The following is a 19,076-nucleotide window of genomic DNA, read 5'->3' as shown; positions in this document are numbered from 1 at the left end:
GCAAGCATGGCTTTTCCCGGGCTGAAGTACGCTTCATCAGGTCTGCTTGCCGCGCTACGTGCCGGCTCCCGTCTCGGGCGCCGCGCGGGCAAGAAAGACAAGAATTCCCCCACGCCACCCTCCGTCGCCGCGCAAGAAGCGGCGGATGCGACCGCCTCGCCGGTCGCCTCGCTGGCGCCGCTGACCGAAATCATCGGCAGCTATCTCGACAAGAAAGATGTAGAACGCGTGCGCGAAGCCTATCGCTTCGCCGACCAGGCGCACCTGGGCCAGTTCCGCGCCAGCGGTTCGCCCTACATCTCGCACCCCATCGCCGTCACGGAAATCTGCGCGGGCTGGAAGCTCGACGCGAATGCGTTGTCCGCCGCCCTGCTGCACGACGTGATGGAAGACCAGGGCATCGCCAAGCACGAGCTGGCCGAGAAGTTCGGTCCTGAAGTCGCCGAGCTGGTCGATGGCCTGTCCAAGCTGGACCGCCTGGACTTCGCCACCAAGGCCGAGCAGCAGGCTGAAAGTTTCCGCAAGATGCTGCTGGCGATGGCGCGCGACGTGCGCGTCATCCTCATCAAGCTGGCCGACCGCCTGCACAACATGCGCACGCTGGACGCGGTCAACCCCGAGAAGCGCCGCCGCATCGCCCGCGAAACGCTGGACATCTACGCGCCCATCGCCCACCGGCTGGGCCTGAACCTGCTGTTCCGCGAACTGCAGGACCTGTGCTTCGCGGCCATGTACCCGAACCGCTACCAGGTGTTGTACAAGGCCGTGCTGGCCGCGCGCGGCAACCGCCGCGAGGTGATCGGCAAGATCGCCGACTCGGTCCGTGCCGCGCTGCCCGCCGCCGGCATCGAGGCCGAAGTCACCGGCCGCGAGAAGACGCTGTTCGGCATCTACCGCAAGATGGTCGACCAGAAGAAGTCGTTCTCGGACGTGCTCGACATCTATGGTTTCCGCGTCATCGTCCACACGCTGCCCGAGTGCTACCTGGCACTGGGCACGCTGCACCAGCTGTACCGGCCGGTGCCCGGCAAGTTCAAGGACTACATCGCGATCCCCAAGGTCAACGGCTACCAGTCGCTGCACACGACGCTGGTGGGCCCCTACGGCACCCCGGTGGAATTCCAGTTCCGCACCCGCGACATGCATCACGTGGCCGAAGAAGGCGTGGCCTCGCACTGGCTGTACAAGGGCGCCGACCTGACGCTCAACGACCTGCAGAAGCGTACCCACCAGTGGCTGCAATCGCTGCTGGACATCCAGAGCCAGACCGGCGATTCGGGCGAATTCCTCGAACACGTCAAGGTCGACCTGTTCCCGGACGCCGTCTACGTCTTCACCCCGCGCGGCAAGATCATCTCGCTGCCGCGCGGCGCGACGCCGGTGGATTTCGCCTACGCCATCCATACCGACATCGGCAACCAGGCGGTGGCGGCCAAGGTCAACGGCGAGTTCGTGCCGCTGCGCACGGAACTGAACAGCGGCGACACGGTGGAGATCGTCACCTCCCCCGCTTCGCGCCCGAACGCGCAATGGCTCAATTACGTGCGCACCGGCCGCGCCCGTTCGGAAATCCGCCACTACCTGCGCACCGTCAAGTACGAGGAATCGGTGGCCTTCGGCGAGCGCCTGCTGGGCCAGGCCCTGCAGGAATTGCACATGCCGCTGCCGGCCACCGACGACCCGGCCTGGCAGAAGCTGGCGCGCAGCACCGGCGCCAGCTCACGCGAGGAAATCCTGGCCGACATCGGCCTGGGCAAGCGCCTGGCCGCCGTCGTGGCGCGCCGCTTCGCGCCCGAACACCAGCTGGTGGCCACCACCGCCGCGGCGGTGGACGAGCTGACCTCGGCGCGCAGCGCCCCGATCCTGATCCAGGGCAACGAAGGCCAGGCGGTGCAGTTGGCGCCGTGCTGCGGCCCGCTGCCCGGCGACCCGATCATCGCCGGCATGCGCATGGGCCATGGCCTGGTGGTGCACACCGCCGACTGCCCGGTGGCCATGCGCCAGCGCCTGCGCGAACCGGAACGCTGGATCAACGTCGCCTGGGACGCCCACACCGCCAAGCACCTGGCCACGCGCCTGGACATCGTCACGCGCAACGAGCGCGGCGTGCTGGGCCGGCTGGCCGCCGAAGTCACGGCGGCCGACGCCAACATCATGCATGTGACCATGCACGATGACGCGGTCTCGACGGTGTCGCTGCACCTGACCATCCAGGTGGACAGCCGCAAGCACCTGGCGCAGGTGATCCGCGCCATCCGCCACGTGCCGCAAGTGCAGAAGATCGTGCGCGTGAAGGGCTGAAGGCGGAGCCCACCCCCGAAGCGCTGCGCGCTTCCCCCTCAAGGGGGCATGTCTACGGACCGGCGGAGCCGGATCCGTGACATCCCGCTTGGGGGCGCTTTCATTGCGGCCTTTGAAGCGTGGGGCGATCCGTGCTCAGGCCACGTGTTGCAGGAAGTCCTTCAGGCGCTGGCTGGGCGGATTGTCCAGCAGCTCGGCCGGCGGACCGTCATGCGCGATCTTGCCGGCATCGATGAAGATCAGGCGGCTGCCGACCTTGCGCGCGAATTCCATTTCGTGCGTGACCACCACCATGGTCATGCCCTCCTCGGCCAGGTCGCGCATCACCTTCAGCACCTCGTGGCGCAGTTCCGGATCGAGCGCCGAGGTCGGCTCGTCGAACAGCATCAGCTTGGGCTTGATCGCCAACGCGCGGGCGATCGCCACGCGCTGCTGCTGGCCGCCGGACAGCTCGGATGGGTAGTGGTTCATGCGCTCGGCCAGCCCGACCTTGCCCAGCAGTTGCTCGGCCAGTTCGCGCGCCTCGTCGCGGCTCTGTCCGCGCGTGTGCACCGGCCCGAACATGACGTTCTGCAGCGCGGTCATCTGCGGGAACAGATTGAACTGCTGGAACACCATGCCGGCCTCGCGCCGGATCTCGCGCACCTGGGCGGCGCCGCCGTGCACGCTCAGGCCGTCGACCAGCAGGTCGCCGCCGTTGATCGTTTCGAGCACGTTGATGCAGCGCAGGAAGGTGGACTTGCCGGAGCCGGAGGGCCCCACCACCACGACCACCTCGCCCGCGTCGATATTGAGCGAAATGCCGTCCAGCACCGTGGACGCGCCGAACGTCTTGGTGACGTCATGAAATTCAACCATGCTCATAGTATGCGCATCCTCTTTTCCACCAGGTGCAGGATCAGCGCCATCGTGCCCGTCAGGATCAGGTAGACGATGGCAATGGCCGACCAGATCTCGACCGCGCGGAAGTTGCTGGCCATGATCTCCTGGCCCTGACGGGTCAGTTCCGCGACGCCGATCACGATGAACAGCGACGAATCCTTCAGGCTGATGATGCACTGGTTGCCCAGCGGCGGAATCATGCGGCGGAACGCCACCGGCCCGATGATGTGGAACAGGATCTTGTGAAACGGCAGGCCCATCGCCTGCCCGGCTTCCTTCAGCCCCTTGTGGACCGACAGCAGCGAACCGCGCACGATCTCGGAAATATAGGCGCCTGAATTGATGATGAGCGTGACGATGGCCGCCCACTCGGCGTCCACCCGGATGTTCGCCAAGAGCGGCAAGGCGAAATAAATGAACATCACCTGCACCACGATCGGCGTGCCGCGGATCACCGCGACATACACCTGGGCGATGCCCGACAGTATCGGATGCCCGTAGGCCCGCGTCACGCCGGAGAGCGCGCCCAGCAGAAAGCCGCCGAACAGGCCCCAAAAGGTGATCTTGATGGTCATCTGCGTGCCCACCCACAGGTTGGGCAGCGCATCCATCACTACATTCCAGTCAAAATCCACGAATTACCCCTCAATGGCGCGCCCGCGCGCCGCATCATGGCGGAAACGCCCGGCGCCGCAAGCGGCTCGGGGCCGCCCCGTCCCGGGCCCGGCGTCGCCGGAGCGAAGCGCCGGGGCCCCAGACTGCCGGGCGGCCCCGAAATGCAACATCAATCCGACGAAAAAGCTCAGGGCTTCTTGCCGAACCACTTCTCGTAGATGGCGTCGTACTGGCCGTTGGACTTGAGCGTGGCCAGGGCCTTGTTGACCTGCGGCACCAGTTCGCTGCCCTTGGGGAAGGCGATGCCGTAGAAGTCGCCGCTCTTGACCGAGCCGACCACCTTGACGCGGCCCTTGCCAGCCGTGTTGGCGTAGTACTGGACGTTGGGCGTGTCGTGCACGGCGGCGTCGACCCGGCCGGTGGCCAGTTCGAGGTAGGCGTTGTCGATGTTGGGGAACAGCTTGAGCTTGGCGTCCGGCACCTGGGCCTTCAGGAAGTCCACGGTGGCCGTGCCGGTCTTGACCGCGACGGTCTTGCCGGCCAGCGACTTGGCGTCCTTGATGTCGGTGTTCTTTTCGCCGACCAGGATGGCCAGGCCGCTTTCGTAGTAGGGATCGGAGAAGTCGATCACCTTCTTGCGGTCATCGCGGATGGTGATGCCGGCCAGCGCCACGTCGATGTTCTTGGTCTGCAGGCCGGGGATGATGCCGTTGAAGTCCATCGGCTGCAGCTTGTACTTGACGTTCAGTTCCTTGGCGATGGCCGCCCACAGGTCCACGTCAAAGCCGGTGTAGGTGTTGCCCTGCTTGAACTCGAACGGCACGAACGCCGTGTCGGTGGCCACCACCAATTCCTTGCCTTGGGCGTAGGCGCCGGAGGCGGCGCCGAACATGGCCACGGACAGGCCGACCAAGGCGGCGGCGACTTTACGTTTAATCATGAAACTCTCCTCTTGGGGCTGATAGCGCCCGGGGTTGCAGTTGGAACATGATGCGCGGGCCACGCCGGGATCGCCGGAGCAACTTACGGCGCATGTTAACGCATCCGTCCCCACCGCAGAGAGCTTAGAAAAATTACAATCCGCATGACACCCCGGAGAATCCCCATGCCCTACAAGTATGTACGCATCGCCGGCAACCGGCGCCAGGTCGGCGTGGCCCTCGGCAAACTGGCCCGCCCGCTGATGGCGACCTACCTGGACCAGAGCGCCACCTGGAAGGCGCTGCGCCCCTGGCGCGGCCATCCGTACCTGGACGAACTGGGCGAACAGGCCCGGCGCGCCCTTCCCGCCGTGTGGGACGAACTGGAGGGGCTGGCCGAGGGGCTGGGGATGCCGCTGGCGGACGTGTTGCTGTGGAACTGCCGGGGCGACCTGCTGCACAGCAGCGGCAGCGGCGACGGCTGCACCTCGGTGGCGCTGAAGGCGGCCGATGGCACCCGCTGGATCGGCCACAACGAGGACGGCGATCCGTTCCTGTACGGCCGCTGCCATCTGGTCGACGTGGCGCTGGACGACGCGCCCGGCTACCTGAGCTTCTATTACCCGGGATCCCTGCCCGGCCACACCTTCGGGGCCAATCGCGCCGGCCTGGTGCAGACCATCAACAACCTGCGCACGCGCCTGCGCCAGCGCGGCGTGCCGCGCATGCTGCTGGCGCGCGCCGTGCTCGACTGCGCCACGCTGGACGAGGCCGTGGCGCTGCTGCGCGACGCGCCGCGCGCGGGGGGCTTTCACCATACGCTGGGGTCGGCGGCCAACGCCCGCATCTTCAGCGTCGAGGCGACGCCGGGCGCCGCGTCAGCGCAGGAGATCGGCACCCGGTATGGCCACGCCAACCACATGGTGCATCAGGCCAGCCGGGGGCAATCGCAGATCATCACCGACTCGTCGCGCGAGCGCCAGCGCCGCATCGAGGGCATCGTCGACACCTGGTCCCCCGCCACCATTGGCGCCGACCTGCTGACGGCGCTGCATGACACCGAGGGCGAACTGCCGATCCTGCGCACCGATCCCAAGGATCCGGACGGCGAAAACACGCTCGCCACCGCGATCTTCGAAATCGGCGATGGCGAGGTGACGCTGCGGGTCTATGACCGCAAGACCAAGGCGGACATTGTGCTGGATGTGATGAACGATCCGGAGTAGAAATACTTGCGCGCAGAACCGCGCGCAAGTATCAGCAATGCACTGAGATGCTAGCCAACGAATGTCAGGGTGCCCTCTCCCTCACGACGGTTCTTGGCATACACGGCATGCAGGTGACCTCACGCAATTCCGACAAATCCCGGACCAAGTCCAATCGAAAAATACCGCAACCAAAAATAGAATGAGACTCAATATTATTTGAGAGTCTCATGCGTATTTCGCGCCTTTGTGCCAGCCTAATTCTAGCTATCCCCTTCCCAGCGTGGGCTGAGTTGCCTCTTACGGTGGAGAACCTGATCACCGACGCGGGAAAGCTCAGAATGGAATTATCGTTGGCCTACGCCAACACGGACCGCTCTGGCATATCAATCGGCGAACCGATTATTGTCCAGACGGGGCCGACGTCATTCATTACCGTTCCCACCTCGCTCGGAGAGAGTCTCGGTAATAGCGACACCGTGGTAGGCACACTCGGCCTGCGATACGGCCTGACAACAGACACCGAGCTATACGCCCGAATAAGCGGCCTCTCATCAAACCAACGCAATAGCGGTGTCGACGGCACAACCACCAGCAGCGAGTCGAAATTCGTCGATGCTTGGGTAGGCATCAACTATCAATTCAAGCAAGACGACGACGGTCCTGCCGTACTCGGATTTGCGGAAATCGCTTTACGGGAAAAGCACAGGCAAGGCAGTACCAGCCTCAAGTCGGCCATGCTAGGCGTCACCGCCTACCACGCGATCGACCCAATCTTATTCTCATTGACGGCCGCCTATCAGTTCAACCAAGCCCGTGCAGATGGTTCTTACCGATACCAGCCAGGCAACTTGCTATTGCTCAACCCGTCGGTAGGCTTCGCCGTCAACGACCGCGTGACACTGACCACCGGCACGCAATGGACATATCGGCAGGCCGATCGGCTGGACGGTCATAGCCAAGGTATCAATCGCACCTCGACTGATCTATTACTTGGCGCCGGTTACGGCCTCACAAGCGATAGCACACTGACCACCACCCTAAAAGCCAATGTATCGGGCCGTAGCGGTTCGGAGTTGCGAGCCAACTGGCTGTACACATTTTAATTTTGGGTGTGATCGTAAGAAAAAGGGCGGCAAGCCGCCCAAAAAATTGCCGGTGACGCAAACACCGTCAATAGGTGCCTTGGGAGTCTATTTCAAGGCTGGTTGTAGTTCCTGCAGTTCCTAGAGAGTCTATATGAAACCTTTAACACGCTTAGCGCTAATACTACTAACCGCCGGCCTTCTGTCATCGCAGGTATATGCCAGCTCACCGCAGACACGCGGACCGATTGCAGTTTTCAATCAGACCGATATAAATCTGATGTTCGAACCTTCGAATAGCCCAATGCAACTGGCGACGTTGTCACAGCAGGAAATGAAAGAGACAGAGGGTGCATGGTGGCGGTATTACATGTATTTTTATGCCCCTCGTCTTTCTGCTGCTGGATGGTCGGTCTATCAAGCCGCGCCATATATGAGGTTCTACCATTTCCGCAACCTTGTTGAGTATTACTGGCACAGACGATAACAACCGGAACACCATCTTACAGTCGCCAAGGTAGCCATAGTCGCCTTGGCGACCTCAAAACGGAGCAAAGCTTGGAGCCACATGAGTAAAAAAATCCGTAACTATTTTCGTTCGATAAAGTGGAGTGACCCTGGCACTATTTTTTTCTTATGTGAATTCATCCCCTTCCTCTTATTTGTGATTGCCATAATATTAGTGGGTGTTCTAGCAATTCGAGATTGGCAATCTCTTTGAATCACCCTAATCAGAACGCTATGCCATCACAACGTTGAATTATTACGATCAAGCGCTCCAGACAGCAACGCATCTGTCAGTTGCTGCGGTTACCACTATGCACCCCAAAAGTTCTGACAGACGCCATCAATCACGGTGCATTTAAGCGACAAGCCCCAATGATCGCATCTTCCCTCTCCCTCTTTTGCCTGAGCGAACTGCCCTTCTCGCGGTTCGGTTTCCCTCGCTGGCGATCCGCGCTAGCCATCACGATCCTCGGTTTGGGAGGCGGTTTGATTTCCGGGGTGCTCCCCCCAGAATCGAATTGGCCTGCGGTCCCCATGTGGGTAACCCTATGCGGAGCAATAATCTCCACCTGGGCCGCCTTTCTTATCATCGTCTGCGTATTGCGAGCCTGGATGAAACGCGATGGCCGATGGGATGGCCAAGGCAATTTGTTCAACTTGGTGGCGACCTCTTGGCTCGTGGCCGACCTGCTCGGTATCGGCCTGACCGCCATGGGTGTCCCCCTGCTCGCTACGCTGCTGTTGTGGCTATATTCAGTGTGGGTCGGGGCCAATGCCCTCTCGAGCGCGATCCCCAAAGCCAGTATAGGCTACAGCATCGGCGGCATTGCGATGGGGCTGATTCCAGCCATCTTGGTCACAATACTTGTGTATACGGCGCTTGGCGTCGTCCTAGCCATGTTGAGAATCGCTTTGCCGCTCCCGCCCATCGTCGCCCCAGCGCAATGAACCAGACGTATTTCATCGTGCCGCGGCTTCTCGCCCTTGCCGCGCTAGCAGCGGCCAACGCCATTGCGGCCGGCGCGTCGAGCGATGCCATTCCTCCCGGCCCGGTAGGCGTCCTGCTCCTGACGCACTCCAGCAATGGAATCGTTCCGGTAAGAAGCTGGAAACATCTGCGCGACGACCGGATAGTCAAGCAGGATCTGGACTACTCTTGCGGCGCCGCAGCTCTTGCCACGCTACTCGACAGCCACTATGGTCAGGCAGTCAGCGAAGAACAACTTCTTAAGGCCATGGACAAAACTGATGGAAGAGCCAGCTTCGAGGACATGGCAAATGCTCTCGCCCAGTTCGGCTTCAAGGCTCAAGGCTTTGCCGCGAGCTTCGATCAATTGGCCAGACTTAAAATGCCAGTCATCGTTTACATGAAGCACCGCAAGGACGATCACTTCAGCGTCTTGCGAGGCATCAACGGAGACACCGTATGGCTGGCGGACCCATCGCTGGGCAATCGTACATTCAGTCGTACACAGTTTGAATCTATGTGGAATGTGAGGGGAGAGGCGCTTTCAGGGAAATTCTTGGCGGTGTTACCGATTGACCCCGAGACGACAGCCGCAAACACTTTTTTTTCCAAGACGCCTCGCCGTCAAACCGCCAATACAGTCAAGCAACTGACGATTCACCCGATACCCTAAGCAGTTCGTAACGATACAGAAGCCTGCCATCCTGCGCACCGATGCCCAGGACCCGGACGGCGAAAACACGCTCGCCACCGCGATCTTCGAGATCGGCGATGGCGAGGTGACGCTGCGGGTCTATGACCGCAAGACCAAGGCGGACATTGTGCTGGATGTGATGAACGATCCGGACGACGCGGCGCCCGATCCCGCCTGAACGGACTCGGACGCCGATGGTGGGCGGCGCTTACGCCGCGCCGTAGCCCCCGCCTCCCGGCGTTTCCACCACGAACACGTCGCCCGGATGCAACTGGGCGCTGTCCTGCGGACCAAGCTCCTCGATCGAGCCATCCAGCCGCTCGACATAGTTGCGGCCCATCGCGCCCGGCTCGCCGCCGGCCAGGCCGAACGGCGCATAGCGGCGGTTGTTGGACAGGATCGCGGCGGTCATGTCTTCCAGGAAGCGGATGCGGCGCACGCCGCCGTTGCCGCCCGGATAGCGCCCCGCCCCGCCCGAACCGTGGCGGATCTCGTACGACTCCAGCCGCACCGGGAAGCGAAACTCCAGCACTTCGGGGTCGGTGAGGCGCGAGTTGGTCATGTGCGCCTGCACCACCGAAGTGCCCGGGAAGCCTTCGTCGTGGGGACCGGCGGCATCGATGCGCACGGGACCGGCGCCGGTGCCGCCCGAGATGGTCTCGTAGTACTGGTGACGCGCGTTGCCGAAGGTGAAGTTGTTCATGGTGCCCTGGCTGGCGGCCAGCACGCCGAGCGCGCCGTACAGCGCGTTGACGATGCACATGGACGTTTCGACGTTGCCCGCCACCACCGAGGCCGGCGGGTTCGGGCGCAGCATCGAGCCTTCCGGCAGGATGATCGACAGCGGCACCAGGCAGCCGTCGTTCAGCGGGATGTCGTCGTTGACCAGGGTGCGGAACACGTACAGCACCGCGGCCACGGCGATGGCACCCGGGGCGTTGAAGTTGTTGTCCAGCTGGTCCGAGGTGCCGGTGAAGTCGACCACGGCGCTGCGCGCCTGGTTGTCCACCCGCACCGCGACGCGGATGACCGCGCCGTTGTCCAGCGGATACTCGTAGCTGCCGTCCTTGAGCACCGAGATCACGCGGCGCACCGCCTCTTCGGCGTTGTCCTGCACGTGGCCCATGTAGGCGCGCACCACGTCCAGGCCGAAGTGATCGCACATGCGCAGCAGTTCCTGCACGCCCTTTTCGTTGGCGGCGATCTGCGCGTGCATGTCGGCGATGTTCTGGTCCGGATTGCGCGCCGGCCAGCGGCCGGAACCGAGGATGTCGCGCGCGGCCTGTTCGCGGAACTCGCCGCCCTTGACCAGCTGGAAGTTGGTGAACAGCACGCCTTCGTCTTCGACCGTCTTCGAATCCGGCGGCATCGAGCCCGGCGTGGTGCCGCCGATGTCGGCATGGTGGCCGCGCGAGCCGACGTAGAACAGGATCTCGCTGCCCTTGCGGTCGAACACCGGCGTGATCACCGTGACGTCCGGCAGGTGGGTGCCGCCGTGATACGGGTCGTTGACCACGTAGGCGTCGCCCGGCTGCATGCGGCCGGCGTTGGCGTTCATGACGGTGCGCACCGACTCGCCCATGGAGCCCAGGTGCACCGGCATGTGCGGCGCGTTGGCGATCAGGCGCGCCTGGGCGTCGAAAATGGCGCAGGAAAAGTCCAGGCGTTCCTTGATGTTGACCGAATACGCCGTGTTCTGCAGGCGGTAGCCCATCTGCTCGGCGATCGACATGAACAGATTGTTGAACACCTCCAGCATCACCGGGTCGGCCTGGGTGCCGATAGCGCGGCGCTCGGGGCGGGCCTCGACGCGGCGGATCACGAAGTGGTCCTGTTGCGTCAGCTCGGCCTGCCAGCCGGGCTCGACCACGGTGGTCTGGTTCGGCTCGGAGATGATGGCGGGGCCCGCCACCACGTCGCCGCCGGCCATGTCTTCACGCACGTACAACGGCGTGTCGCGCCAGGCGCCGCCGCTGTACATGCGCACGGCGCGGCGCGGCGCCAGCGCGCCGTCGCGGCTGCGCGAAGCGGGCGTCTCGGTGACGCGCTCGCCGCCGCCGGTGGCTTCCACCGAGATGGTCTCCACCACCAGCTCGCGGTTGGGCATGAGGAAGGAATAGCGCTGGCGATAGGCCGCCTCGAAGTCCTTGCGGGCCTGGTCCAGGTCCGAATACGGCACTTCGAGCGCGGTGTCGGTGCCGCGGTACTTCAGGTGCAGGCGGCGCTGCACCTGGATGTCGCTGTCGGCCACATGCTGGCGGCGCAGTTCGCCCACGGCCTGCTCGGCCAGCGCGTCCAGTTCGCCTTGCAGCTCGGTCATCAGCGCGGCGTCGAGCGTCTTTTCGACGGTCTTCTGGCGCATGTCGGTCTGGTCGGCCAGGCCCATGCCGTAGGCCGACAGCACGCCGCCCAGCGGGTGCGCGAAGACCGTGGTCATGCCGAGCGCGTCGGCCACCAGGCAGGCGTGCTGGCCGCCGGCGCCGCCGAACACGGTCAGCGCGTATTCGGTGACGTCGTGGCCGCGCTGCACCGAGATGCGCTTGATGGCTTCGGCCATGTTGCCGACGGCGATTTCCAGGAAGCCTTCGGCCAGCTGTTCCGGCGTCATGTCGCGGCCGGTGGCGGCGCGGACCTCGTCGGCCATGGCCTCAAAGCGCTGCACGACGGCGTCGCGATCCAGCGCTTCGTTGGCGTCGGGGCCGAACACCTTGGGGAAGAAATCGGGCTGAATCTTGCCGAGCAGCACGTTGCAGTCGGTCACGGCCAGCGGCCCGCCGCGGCGGTAGCAGGCGGGGCCGGGGTTGGCGCCGGCCGAATCCGGGCCGACGCGCAGGCGCGCGCCGTCGAAATGCAGGATCGAACCGCCGCCGGCCGCGACCGTGTGGATGCTCATCATGGGCGCGCGCATGCGCACGCCGGCCACCAGGGTCTCGAACTCGCGCTCGAATTCGCCGGCGTAGTGCGACACGTCGGTGGAGGTGCCGCCCATGTCGAAGCCGATGATCTTGTCGAAACCGGCCTGCTCGCTGGTGCGCACCATGCCGACGATGCCGCCGGCCGGGCCGGACAGGATGGCGTCCTTGCCGCGGAAGCGGTGCGCGTCGGTCAGGCCGCCGCTCGATTGCATGAACATCAGGCGGATGCCGGGCAGTTCGCCGGCCACCTGGTCGACATAGCGCTTGAGGATGGGCGACAGGTAGGCGTCGACCACGGTGGTGTCGCCGCGCGAGACGTACTTGATCAGCGGGCTGACCTCGTGCGAGGCCGACACCTGGGTGAAGCCGATCTCGCGCGCGATGCGGGCGGCGCGCTGCTCGTGGCCGGTGGCGTGCCAGGCGTGCATGAAGACGATGGCGACGGTGCGGATGCCGCTGTCGTACGCCGCCTGCATGTCACGGCGCAGCGCGGCCTCGTCCAGGTCGCGGATCACTTCGCCGTCGGCGGCGACGCGCTCGTCGGCCTCGACCACGGCTTCGTAGAGCATTTCCGGCAGCAGCACATTGCGGTCGAACAGGCGCGGACGGTTCTGGTAGGCAATGCGCAGGCCGTCGCGGAAACCGCGCGTGGTCACCAGCAGCGTGCGTTCGCCCTTGCGCTCGAGCAGCGCGTTGGTGGCGACCGTGGTGCCCATCTTGACGCATTCGACCTGCTCGGCCGGCACCGGCTGGCCGGGCGCGATGCCCAGCAGCTTGCGGATGCCCGCCACCGCCGCGTCGCGGTACTGCTCGGGATTTTCCGACAGCATCTTCGCGGTGGTGGTGGTGCCGTCGGGGCGGCGCGCCACGATGTCGGTGAAGGTGCCCCCACGATCAATCCAGAATTGCCACTTCATAACTATCCTCGGGTACAAGAAGCCGCCACGGCGCTGCCGGCCGCGGCGTGCGGGTTGCGGTACGGGGCGCTGCCCCGCGTATCGGTTTACAGGGAGGTCGCGGCGCGCGCGGCCTGGTCGTACAGGCCGGACAGGGCGCGCAGCATGTGCGCCAGCTGGCGGCTGAATTCCAGGCCTCCCCCACCCGGCGCGTCCAGGCCGGCGGTCAGGCATTGCTCGCGGATTTCACCGTAGCGCTTGATGATGGCCGCGCCCTCGGGCGTGACGCTGTAGAACACTTCCTTGCTGGCGCGCTCGCCCTTGACCACGCCCAGGCGGTCGAGCTTTTTCAGCGCGTAGTTGACGATGTGCGTGTCCTCGACATTCAGCGTGAAGCAGATGTCGGCCAGCTTCTTGGGGCGCTGGCGGTGGAACACGTGGTGGAACACCATGACGTCGGTGGGCGTCAGGTCGGGCAGGCCCGCCGCCGCCATGCAGCGCACGGTCCAGCGATCGAAGGCGTGGCTGGCGATCATCAGGCCGAATTCGACTTCGGACAGGTCCGGCGCGCTGCCGCCGGCCAGGTGGGCCGACGAGGCGATCAACGTGGAGGTCATAAGGGCCGCGCAACAAGTTTATCTGCGCGAAATACTAATAATTTATCTATATTTCATCAATAAAAAACAAAACAGGGACGGAAAAAATCCCTCGATTCGAGGGAATACCCCTAGGATGAATGCCCGCCTAAGGCGCGGGGGCGGCACTCCGCGCCTTGCTAGGGCGCGTCCCAGCCAGCCGGCAGGTGCGCGCGGATCAGCGAACCGGCAATGGAGATGCGCGCCGCGATCTCTGGCATCGGATCGCCCGGACCGAACCAGCGCGCGTCGGCGATCTCGTCTTCCTGCACGCGGATCTCGCCCGACACGTACTCGGCCGTGTAGGCCACCATCAGCGAATGCGGGAACGGCCACGATTGGCTGCCGAAGTACTTCAGGTTGCCGACCCTCAGGCCGACCTCTTCCAGCACCTCGCGGTGCACCGTCTGCTCGATGCTTTCGCCCGGCTCGACAAAGCCGGCCAGGGCCGTGTAGCGCCCGGCGGCATTGGCGGTGTGGCGCGCCAGCAGGATACTGTCGCCCTTGCGGATCAGCACCATCATGGCCGGCGAGATGCGCGGATAGGCCGAGAAGCCGCAGGCCGGGCAACGCTGGCAGAACTCGCCGCTGACGCGCGTGGTGGGCGTGCCGCAGGCGCCGCAGAAGCGATGGGTGCGGGCCCATTCGGCGATCTGGTAGGCGCGCCCGGCAAGCGCCATGCGTTCCTCGTCCAGCACCCCGAACAAGGACCGCAGCTTCTTGAAGGCGTAGCCGTGCGGCGCTTCGATGCCCGGTTCGACATGCGCGGCGCGGGCCGGCGAATCCGGCGTGGCCCAGACCGGCTGCAGGGCGTCGGCCCCAAGCCCGGCGCGCCCACAGGCATCCAGGTCCGGCAACACGCTGGTGGCTTCCTCGACCAGCAACTCGTCACGACGAAAAACGAAATTCACACGACCCTCTGCGACACGACTGCGATGACGAGATCTTAGAAGAAAAAGACGCTGCCGCAAGACAACGTCCGGCCCGTGGGCACACTATTTCAATCATCAAGTATTTCGGACCCGGCGGCCTAGGAATTACCCGTAAACACGCGCTTGCAGGCACTTTGTGACCAAGAGGCAACATAGAATGGCACGGCTTTTCAGCTATGCGTCATGCCGCGCCGCGCGCTTTTTCGCAATGCCTCCGGGCCCTGCCCGCACTCATCATTCGCAAAGAAGGACCATCATGTTCAAGAAGCTCTCGCTGTTGACCGGCTCCATCGTCCTGGCGTTCAGCGCCGGCGCCCAGGCCCAGACCAAGTGGGACCTGCCCAGCGCCTATCCCGCCAGCAACTTCCACGTCGAAAACCTGACGACCTTCATCAAGGACGTCGACACGCTGTCGGAAGGCAAGCTCAAGATCACGCTGCACAACAACGCCTCGCTGTACAAGGCGCCCGAGATCAAGCGCGCGGTGCAAGGCAACCAGGCCCAGATCGGCGAGATCCTGCTGACCAACTTCGCCAACGAGGACCCGATCTACGAACTGGACGGCCTGCCCTTCCTGGCCACCGGCTACGACGCCTCGTTCAAGCTGTACCAGGCGCAGAAGCCGTTCCTGGAAAAGAAGCTGAATTCGCAGGGCATGACGCTGCTGTACGCGGTGGCCTGGCCGCCCCAGGGCATCTTCGCCAACAAGGACATCAAGCAGATCAGCGACATGAAGGGCCTGAAGTGGCGCGCCTACAGCCCGGTGACGGCCAAGATCGCCGAACTGGTCGGCGCCCAGCCGGTGACGGTGCAGCAGGCCGAACTGTCGCAGGCGCTGGCCACCGGCGTGATCGACTCGTACATGTCGTCGGCCTCCACCGGCTACGACACCAAGACCTACGAGTACATCAAGAAGTTCTACGACACCCAGGCCTGGCTGCCCAAGAACGCCGTGATCGTCAACAAGAAGGCGTTCGACGCGCTTGATCCGGCCACACAGGAAGCCTTGAAGAAGGCCGGCGCGCAGGCCGAGGAACGCGGCTGGAAGCTGTCGCAGGAAAAGAACAAGTGGTACCAGGAAGAACTGGCCAAGAACGGCATGGAAACCGTCAAGCCCACGGTCGAACTGAAGGAAGGCCTGTCGGTGATCGGCAAGCGCATGCTGGATGACTGGCTCAAGAAGGCCGGCGCCGACGGCCAGGCCATGATCGACGCCTACCGGAAGCAGTGATACGACCATGCGCCGCTTTCTGGATGGACTTTACGGCGCGGCCGGCCTGCTGGCCGGCCTGTGCACGATCGGTGTATTGGTTGCGGTGCTGGCCGCGATCGTCGCGCGCCAGCTTGGCCTGAACATTCCCGGCACGGACGCCTATGCCGGGTATTTCATGGCCGCCGCCGGGTTCCTGGCGCTGGCCAGCACCTTCAAGCATGGCGAACACATCCGCGTGACGCTGCTGCTGAACGCGCTGTCGCCAGCCGGTAGCCGCCGCCTGGATATCTTCGCGCTGGCGGCGGGCACCCTGATGGCCGCCGCCTTCGCCTTCTTCAGCGTCAAGCTCACTTACGACTCCTGGCAGTTCAACGACATCTCCACGTCCAACGACGCCACGCCGCTGTGGATTCCGCAGCTCAGCATGGCCGTGGGCACGGTCCTGTTCCTGGTCGCCCTGCTCGATGAGCTGGTACGTCGTTCACGCGGCCTGGCCGCCGCCACCTCGCAGCAAACCCATGAATGAACTTCTCGTCATTACCCTGCTGGTCGTCTCGATCTTCGCATTCCTGGGATGCGGCGTCTGGGTCGGCCTGACGCTGGCGGGCACCGCCTGGATCGGCATGGAGATGTTCTCCAGCCGCCCGGCCGGCGATGCCATGGCCGTCACCATCTGGGGCGCCTCGTCCAGCTGGACGCTGACCGCCCTGCCCCTGTTCCTGTGGATGGGTGAAATCCTGTTCCGCACCCGCCTGTCGGAAGACCTGTTCAAGGGCCTGGCCCCCTGGCTCAACCGCCTGCCGGGCCGGCTGCTGCACACCAACGTGATCGGCTGCGCCATCTTCGCGGCGGTGTCGGGCTCGTCCGCGGCCACCTGCGCCACGGTCGGCAAGATGACCATCCCCGAGCTGACGCGCCGCGGCTACCCCGAATCGAAGATCCTGGGCACGCTGTCGGGCGCGGGCACCCTGGGCCTGCTGATCCCGCCGTCGATCATCATGATCGTCTACGGGGTGGCGGCGGACGTGTCGATCGCCAAGCTGTTCATCGCCGGTATCGTGCCGGGCATCCTGCTGGCGCTGTTGTTCATGGGCTACATCGCCTGGTGGGCAATCCGCAATCCGGACGAAGTGCCCGCCGCCGACCCCGGCCTGACGTTCAAGGAAAAACTGTCGCGTTCGCGCCACCTGATTCCGGTGATGCTGCTGATCGGCGCGGTGCTGGGCTCGATCTACACCGGCCTGGCCACGGCGACCGAGGCCGCGGCGGTGGGCGTGGTCGGGGCGCTGATCCTGTCGGGCCTGCAAGGGTCGCTGTCGCGCGCCACCTTCATGCAATCGCTGCTGGGCGCCACCCGGTTGTATTGCATGATCGCGCTGATCCTGGCGGGCGCGCAGTTCCTGACGCTGGCGATGGGCTACATCGGCCTGCCGCGGGCGCTGGCCGAGTGGATCGGCGGACTGGGCCTGTCGCAGTTCGGGCTGATCGTGGCGCTGATGGTGTTCTTCATCGTGCTGGGCTGCTTCCTGGACGGCATTTCCATCGTCGTGCTGACCATGGGCGTGCTGCTGCCGACGGTGCAGGCGGCCGGCATCGATCTGATCTGGTTCGGCATCTTCATCGTTTTCGTTGTGGAAATGGCACAGATCACGCCGCCGGTGGGCTTCAACCTATTCGTGCTGTCGGGCATGAGCGGGCGCGAGCTGCCCTATATCGCCCGCGCCTCGCTGCCGATGTTCTTCCTGATGATCCTGGCGGTGCTGCTGCTGTACCTGGTGCCGGGCATCGCGACGTGGTTGCCGCTGCACATGACGCTCTGATTCGCACACTACCCGCCCAAAACCCCGTTCCTGCAACGGGTTTTTTTTTGGAACAATGCCAGGATTGTTCCAGTCGTCGCCTTTTTTGCAATTCTGTAAACCCAGGGAAAACGCGAAAAAGATAAACGCACTACACAAGCCGTAACTTTTCTAGAATCCTCGTGGCGTTCTGGATTGGCACCACTATGGCGCACGGAACGTACAGAGGGCCCATGCTCCGGACCCGCGCCAACCCCTGGCGTCGGTGCAACGGCCCAGCTCCAGGCGAACCGCCAGGCGCGTCCAGCCGAGCCAAAAGCCCGGCCCACGCTAAGAACAGAAACATTAGGAGAAGCCTTCGTGAAACGCATTACTCTTACGCTCGCCGCTGCTGGCCTTGGCCTGGCCGCAGGCGCCGCTTCCGCTGAAACCAGCGTCACCCTCTACGGTATCGCCGACGTCAGCATGCGCTACGTCAATACCGGCTCCGGCGCATCCGGCGAGGACGGCAGCCGCCTTTCGATGGAAAACGGCGCCATCTCCAACAGCCGCTGGGGCCTGCGTGGCTCGGAAGACCTGGGCGACGGCAACCGCGCCTTCTTCCGCCTGGAGCAAGGCTTCAACGTGCAGAACGGCAACTCGTCCAGCTCGGGCAAGACCTTCAACCGCCTGGCCTACGTCGGCCTGGACGGCGGCAGCATCGGCGCGCTGACGCTGGGTCTGCAGAACACGGTGATCCAGGACCTGATGGCGGACTACTTCGACCCGCTGACCGTCGGTAACTACAACGAAAACTCGTGGCTGCCCGCCGCCATGGGCCGCGTGCGCAACAACAACACCTTCCGCTACTCGAACACGCTGGGCGACCTGAACGTGATCGCGTCGTGGGCCAACGGCGACAAGTGGTCGGACCGCAAGGCCGGCCAGCAGATGGGCGTGAGCCTGCGCTATACCGTTGGCCAGCTGGGCCTGGGCGGCGCCTTCATGCGCACCTACGAAGGCAACGACTCCGAACTGCGCCAGCAAGTGTGGAACTTCAGCGCCTCGTACCAGTTCGAAAGCGCCAAGGTCTTCGCCGGCTACTTCAACGGCCGCGACCAGACCGGCTGGGTCAACGCCGTCATGGGCGGCACCACCACCGCCCAGCTCGACCGCAAGGACAACGGCTACTTCGCCGGCGTGACCTGGCAGGCCACCCCGCGCTGGGCCATCACCGGCGCCGCCTACTACGACCAGAGCAAGAACGTGGTCGAAGACGGCGACAAGGGCAAGCGCTACGCCCTGGTGGCCGTGGCCGAATACGCGCTGTCCAAGCGCACCCAGGTGTACGGCACCGTGGACTACAACAAGGTCCGCGACGCCGCCACCGGCGAAATCGCCGGCCGCACCAGCCAGCTGGGCGCCGGCGTGGGTATCCGCCACATCTTCTAAGTCCTTCGCGACTTACGGCCCGCCCCCGGCCGCATGTCAAAAAGCCCGTCGCGCGAGCGACGGGTTTTTTTTCGTCCAG

15 protein-coding genes and 1 pseudogene are annotated in these 19,076 nt (G+C 64.3%); 10 read left to right on the top strand and 6 right to left on the bottom strand.

Features of this window, described 5'->3' with window-relative positions; genetic code table 11:
- Window positions 1-6 precede the first annotated feature (6 nt).
- Window positions 7-2,301 (top strand): RelA/SpoT family protein, encoded by a 2,295-nt coding sequence (locus AC6CR5_RS04265; protein WP_238874274.1) that lies wholly within the window; start codon window positions 7-9, stop codon window positions 2,299-2,301.
- Between the two features lie 135 nt (window positions 2,302-2,436).
- Here the strand turns inward: AC6CR5_RS04265 and glnQ are convergent, their stop codons facing one another.
- The 3 genes from glnQ to glnH form a co-directional block, all read right to left on the bottom strand.
- On the bottom strand, window positions 2,437-3,165 hold the full coding sequence (gene glnQ, locus AC6CR5_RS04260) for a glutamine ABC transporter ATP-binding protein GlnQ (protein WP_020927509.1): 729 nt from the start codon (window positions 3,163-3,165) through the stop codon (window positions 2,437-2,439).
- Window positions 3,162-3,818 (bottom strand): glutamine ABC transporter permease GlnP, encoded by a 657-nt coding sequence (gene glnP / locus AC6CR5_RS04255; RefSeq protein WP_035360348.1) that lies wholly within the window; start codon window positions 3,816-3,818, stop codon window positions 3,162-3,164. The genes glnQ and glnP overlap by 4 nt, the downstream gene beginning before the upstream one ends.
- A 167-nt stretch (window positions 3,819-3,985) precedes the next feature.
- Entirely contained in the window at window positions 3,986-4,738 is a 753-nt protein-coding gene (gene glnH / locus AC6CR5_RS04250) for a glutamine ABC transporter substrate-binding protein GlnH (RefSeq protein ID WP_020927507.1), read from the bottom strand.
- Between the two features lie 165 nt (window positions 4,739-4,903).
- Here glnH and AC6CR5_RS04245 point away from each other — a divergent pair, with 165 nt between their 5' ends.
- The 5 genes and pseudogenes from AC6CR5_RS04245 to AC6CR5_RS04225 form a co-directional block, all read left to right on the top strand.
- Window positions 4,904-5,944: a C45 family autoproteolytic acyltransferase/hydrolase gene (locus AC6CR5_RS04245; RefSeq protein ID WP_047992671.1), complete on the top strand. Its 1,041-nt coding sequence runs from the start codon at window positions 4,904-4,906 to the stop codon at window positions 5,942-5,944.
- Between the two features lie 209 nt (window positions 5,945-6,153).
- Complete coding sequence (locus tag AC6CR5_RS04240) at window positions 6,154-7,029, top strand: hypothetical protein (RefSeq protein WP_047992672.1); 876 nt, start codon at window positions 6,154-6,156, stop codon at window positions 7,027-7,029.
- Window positions 7,030-7,887: 858 nt separating this feature from the next.
- The gene (locus AC6CR5_RS04235; RefSeq protein WP_047992673.1) at window positions 7,888-8,463 is read left to right on the top strand and encodes a hypothetical protein; all 576 of its coding nucleotides are present in this window, start codon (window positions 7,888-7,890) and stop codon (window positions 8,461-8,463) included.
- Entirely contained in the window at window positions 8,460-9,155 is a 696-nt protein-coding gene (locus AC6CR5_RS04230; protein WP_080969384.1) for a C39 family peptidase, read from the top strand. Before AC6CR5_RS04235 ends, AC6CR5_RS04230 begins: the two co-directional genes overlap by 4 nt.
- Before the next feature lie 28 nt (window positions 9,156-9,183).
- A pseudogene (locus AC6CR5_RS04225) lies at window positions 9,184-9,354 on the top strand (C45 family autoproteolytic acyltransferase/hydrolase); the annotation flags it as partial.
- Between the two features lie 30 nt (window positions 9,355-9,384).
- Here the strand turns inward: AC6CR5_RS04225 and AC6CR5_RS04220 are convergent.
- The 3 genes from AC6CR5_RS04220 to nudC all read right to left on the bottom strand — a co-directional run bounded on the left by AC6CR5_RS04220 (window position 9,385) and on the right by nudC (window position 14,533).
- Window positions 9,385-13,008 carry a hydantoinase B/oxoprolinase family protein gene (locus AC6CR5_RS04220; RefSeq protein ID WP_498085276.1) on the bottom strand — a complete coding sequence of 1,208 codons (3,624 nt, stop codon included), beginning with the start codon at window positions 13,006-13,008 and terminating at the stop codon, window positions 9,385-9,387.
- Between the two features lie 86 nt (window positions 13,009-13,094).
- Window positions 13,095-13,604 (bottom strand): winged helix DNA-binding protein, encoded by a 510-nt coding sequence (locus tag AC6CR5_RS04215; protein WP_498085275.1) that lies wholly within the window; start codon window positions 13,602-13,604, stop codon window positions 13,095-13,097.
- A gap of 158 nt (window positions 13,605-13,762) precedes the next feature.
- A complete protein-coding gene (gene nudC / locus AC6CR5_RS04210; protein ID WP_006388201.1) occupies window positions 13,763-14,533 on the bottom strand; it encodes an NAD(+) diphosphatase in 771 nt (256 codons plus the stop codon).
- Window positions 14,534-14,810: 277 nt separating this feature from the next.
- On the opposite strand from nudC, the gene dctP reads away from it, so the two are divergent.
- The 4 genes from dctP (at window position 14,811) to AC6CR5_RS04190 (ending at window position 18,997) form a co-directional block, all read left to right on the top strand.
- On the top strand, window positions 14,811-15,785 hold the full coding sequence (gene dctP, locus AC6CR5_RS04205; RefSeq protein WP_024068741.1) for a TRAP transporter substrate-binding protein DctP: 975 nt from the start codon (window positions 14,811-14,813) through the stop codon (window positions 15,783-15,785).
- Window positions 15,786-15,792: 7 nt separating this feature from the next.
- Window positions 15,793-16,293, top strand: a complete 501-nt coding sequence (locus AC6CR5_RS04200; RefSeq protein WP_020927502.1) for a TRAP transporter small permease — start codon at window positions 15,793-15,795, stop codon at window positions 16,291-16,293.
- Entirely contained in the window at window positions 16,286-17,587 is a 1,302-nt protein-coding gene (locus tag AC6CR5_RS04195; RefSeq protein ID WP_047992675.1) for a TRAP transporter large permease, read from the top strand. Before AC6CR5_RS04200 ends, AC6CR5_RS04195 begins: the two co-directional genes overlap by 8 nt.
- Window positions 17,588-17,926: 339 nt before the next feature.
- Entirely contained in the window at window positions 17,927-18,997 is a 1,071-nt protein-coding gene (locus AC6CR5_RS04190; protein ID WP_024068739.1) for a porin, read from the top strand.
- Window positions 18,998-19,076 lie beyond the last annotated feature (79 nt).

Source organism: Achromobacter sp. EG18 (assembly GCF_059759395.1).
The sequence above is the reverse complement of the archived record's forward strand: the minus strand, read 5'-3'. Positions and strand labels throughout refer to the sequence as shown.

What these genes read in the sequence shown, in the direction of transcription:
- AC6CR5_RS04245 (WP_047992671.1), top strand. Translation starts at nt 4,904, where the DNA reads ATGCCCTACAAGTATGTACGCATCGCCGGCAACCGGCGCCAGGTCGGC.
- AC6CR5_RS04195 (WP_047992675.1), top strand. Translation starts at nt 16,286, where the DNA reads ATGAATGAACTTCTCGTCATTACCCTGCTGGTCGTCTCGATCTTCGCA.
- AC6CR5_RS04230 (WP_080969384.1), top strand. Translation starts at nt 8,460, where the DNA reads ATGAACCAGACGTATTTCATCGTGCCGCGGCTTCTCGCCCTTGCCGCG.
- AC6CR5_RS04220 (WP_498085276.1), bottom strand. Translation starts at nt 13,008, where the DNA reads ATGAAGTGGCAATTCTGGATTGATCGTGGGGGCACCTTCACCGACATC.
- AC6CR5_RS04240 (WP_047992672.1), top strand. Translation starts at nt 6,154, where the DNA reads ATGCGTATTTCGCGCCTTTGTGCCAGCCTAATTCTAGCTATCCCCTTC.
- dctP (WP_024068741.1), top strand. Translation starts at nt 14,811, where the DNA reads ATGTTCAAGAAGCTCTCGCTGTTGACCGGCTCCATCGTCCTGGCGTTC.
- glnH (WP_020927507.1), bottom strand. Translation starts at nt 4,738, where the DNA reads ATGATTAAACGTAAAGTCGCCGCCGCCTTGGTCGGCCTGTCCGTGGCC.
- AC6CR5_RS04215 (WP_498085275.1), bottom strand. Translation starts at nt 13,604, where the DNA reads ATGACCTCCACGTTGATCGCCTCGTCGGCCCACCTGGCCGGCGGCAGC.
- AC6CR5_RS04265 (WP_238874274.1), top strand. Translation starts at nt 7, where the DNA reads ATGGCTTTTCCCGGGCTGAAGTACGCTTCATCAGGTCTGCTTGCCGCG.
- AC6CR5_RS04235 (WP_047992673.1), top strand. Translation starts at nt 7,888, where the DNA reads ATGATCGCATCTTCCCTCTCCCTCTTTTGCCTGAGCGAACTGCCCTTC.
- glnQ (WP_020927509.1), bottom strand. Translation starts at nt 3,165, where the DNA reads ATGAGCATGGTTGAATTTCATGACGTCACCAAGACGTTCGGCGCGTCC.
- AC6CR5_RS04200 (WP_020927502.1), top strand. Translation starts at nt 15,793, where the DNA reads ATGCGCCGCTTTCTGGATGGACTTTACGGCGCGGCCGGCCTGCTGGCC.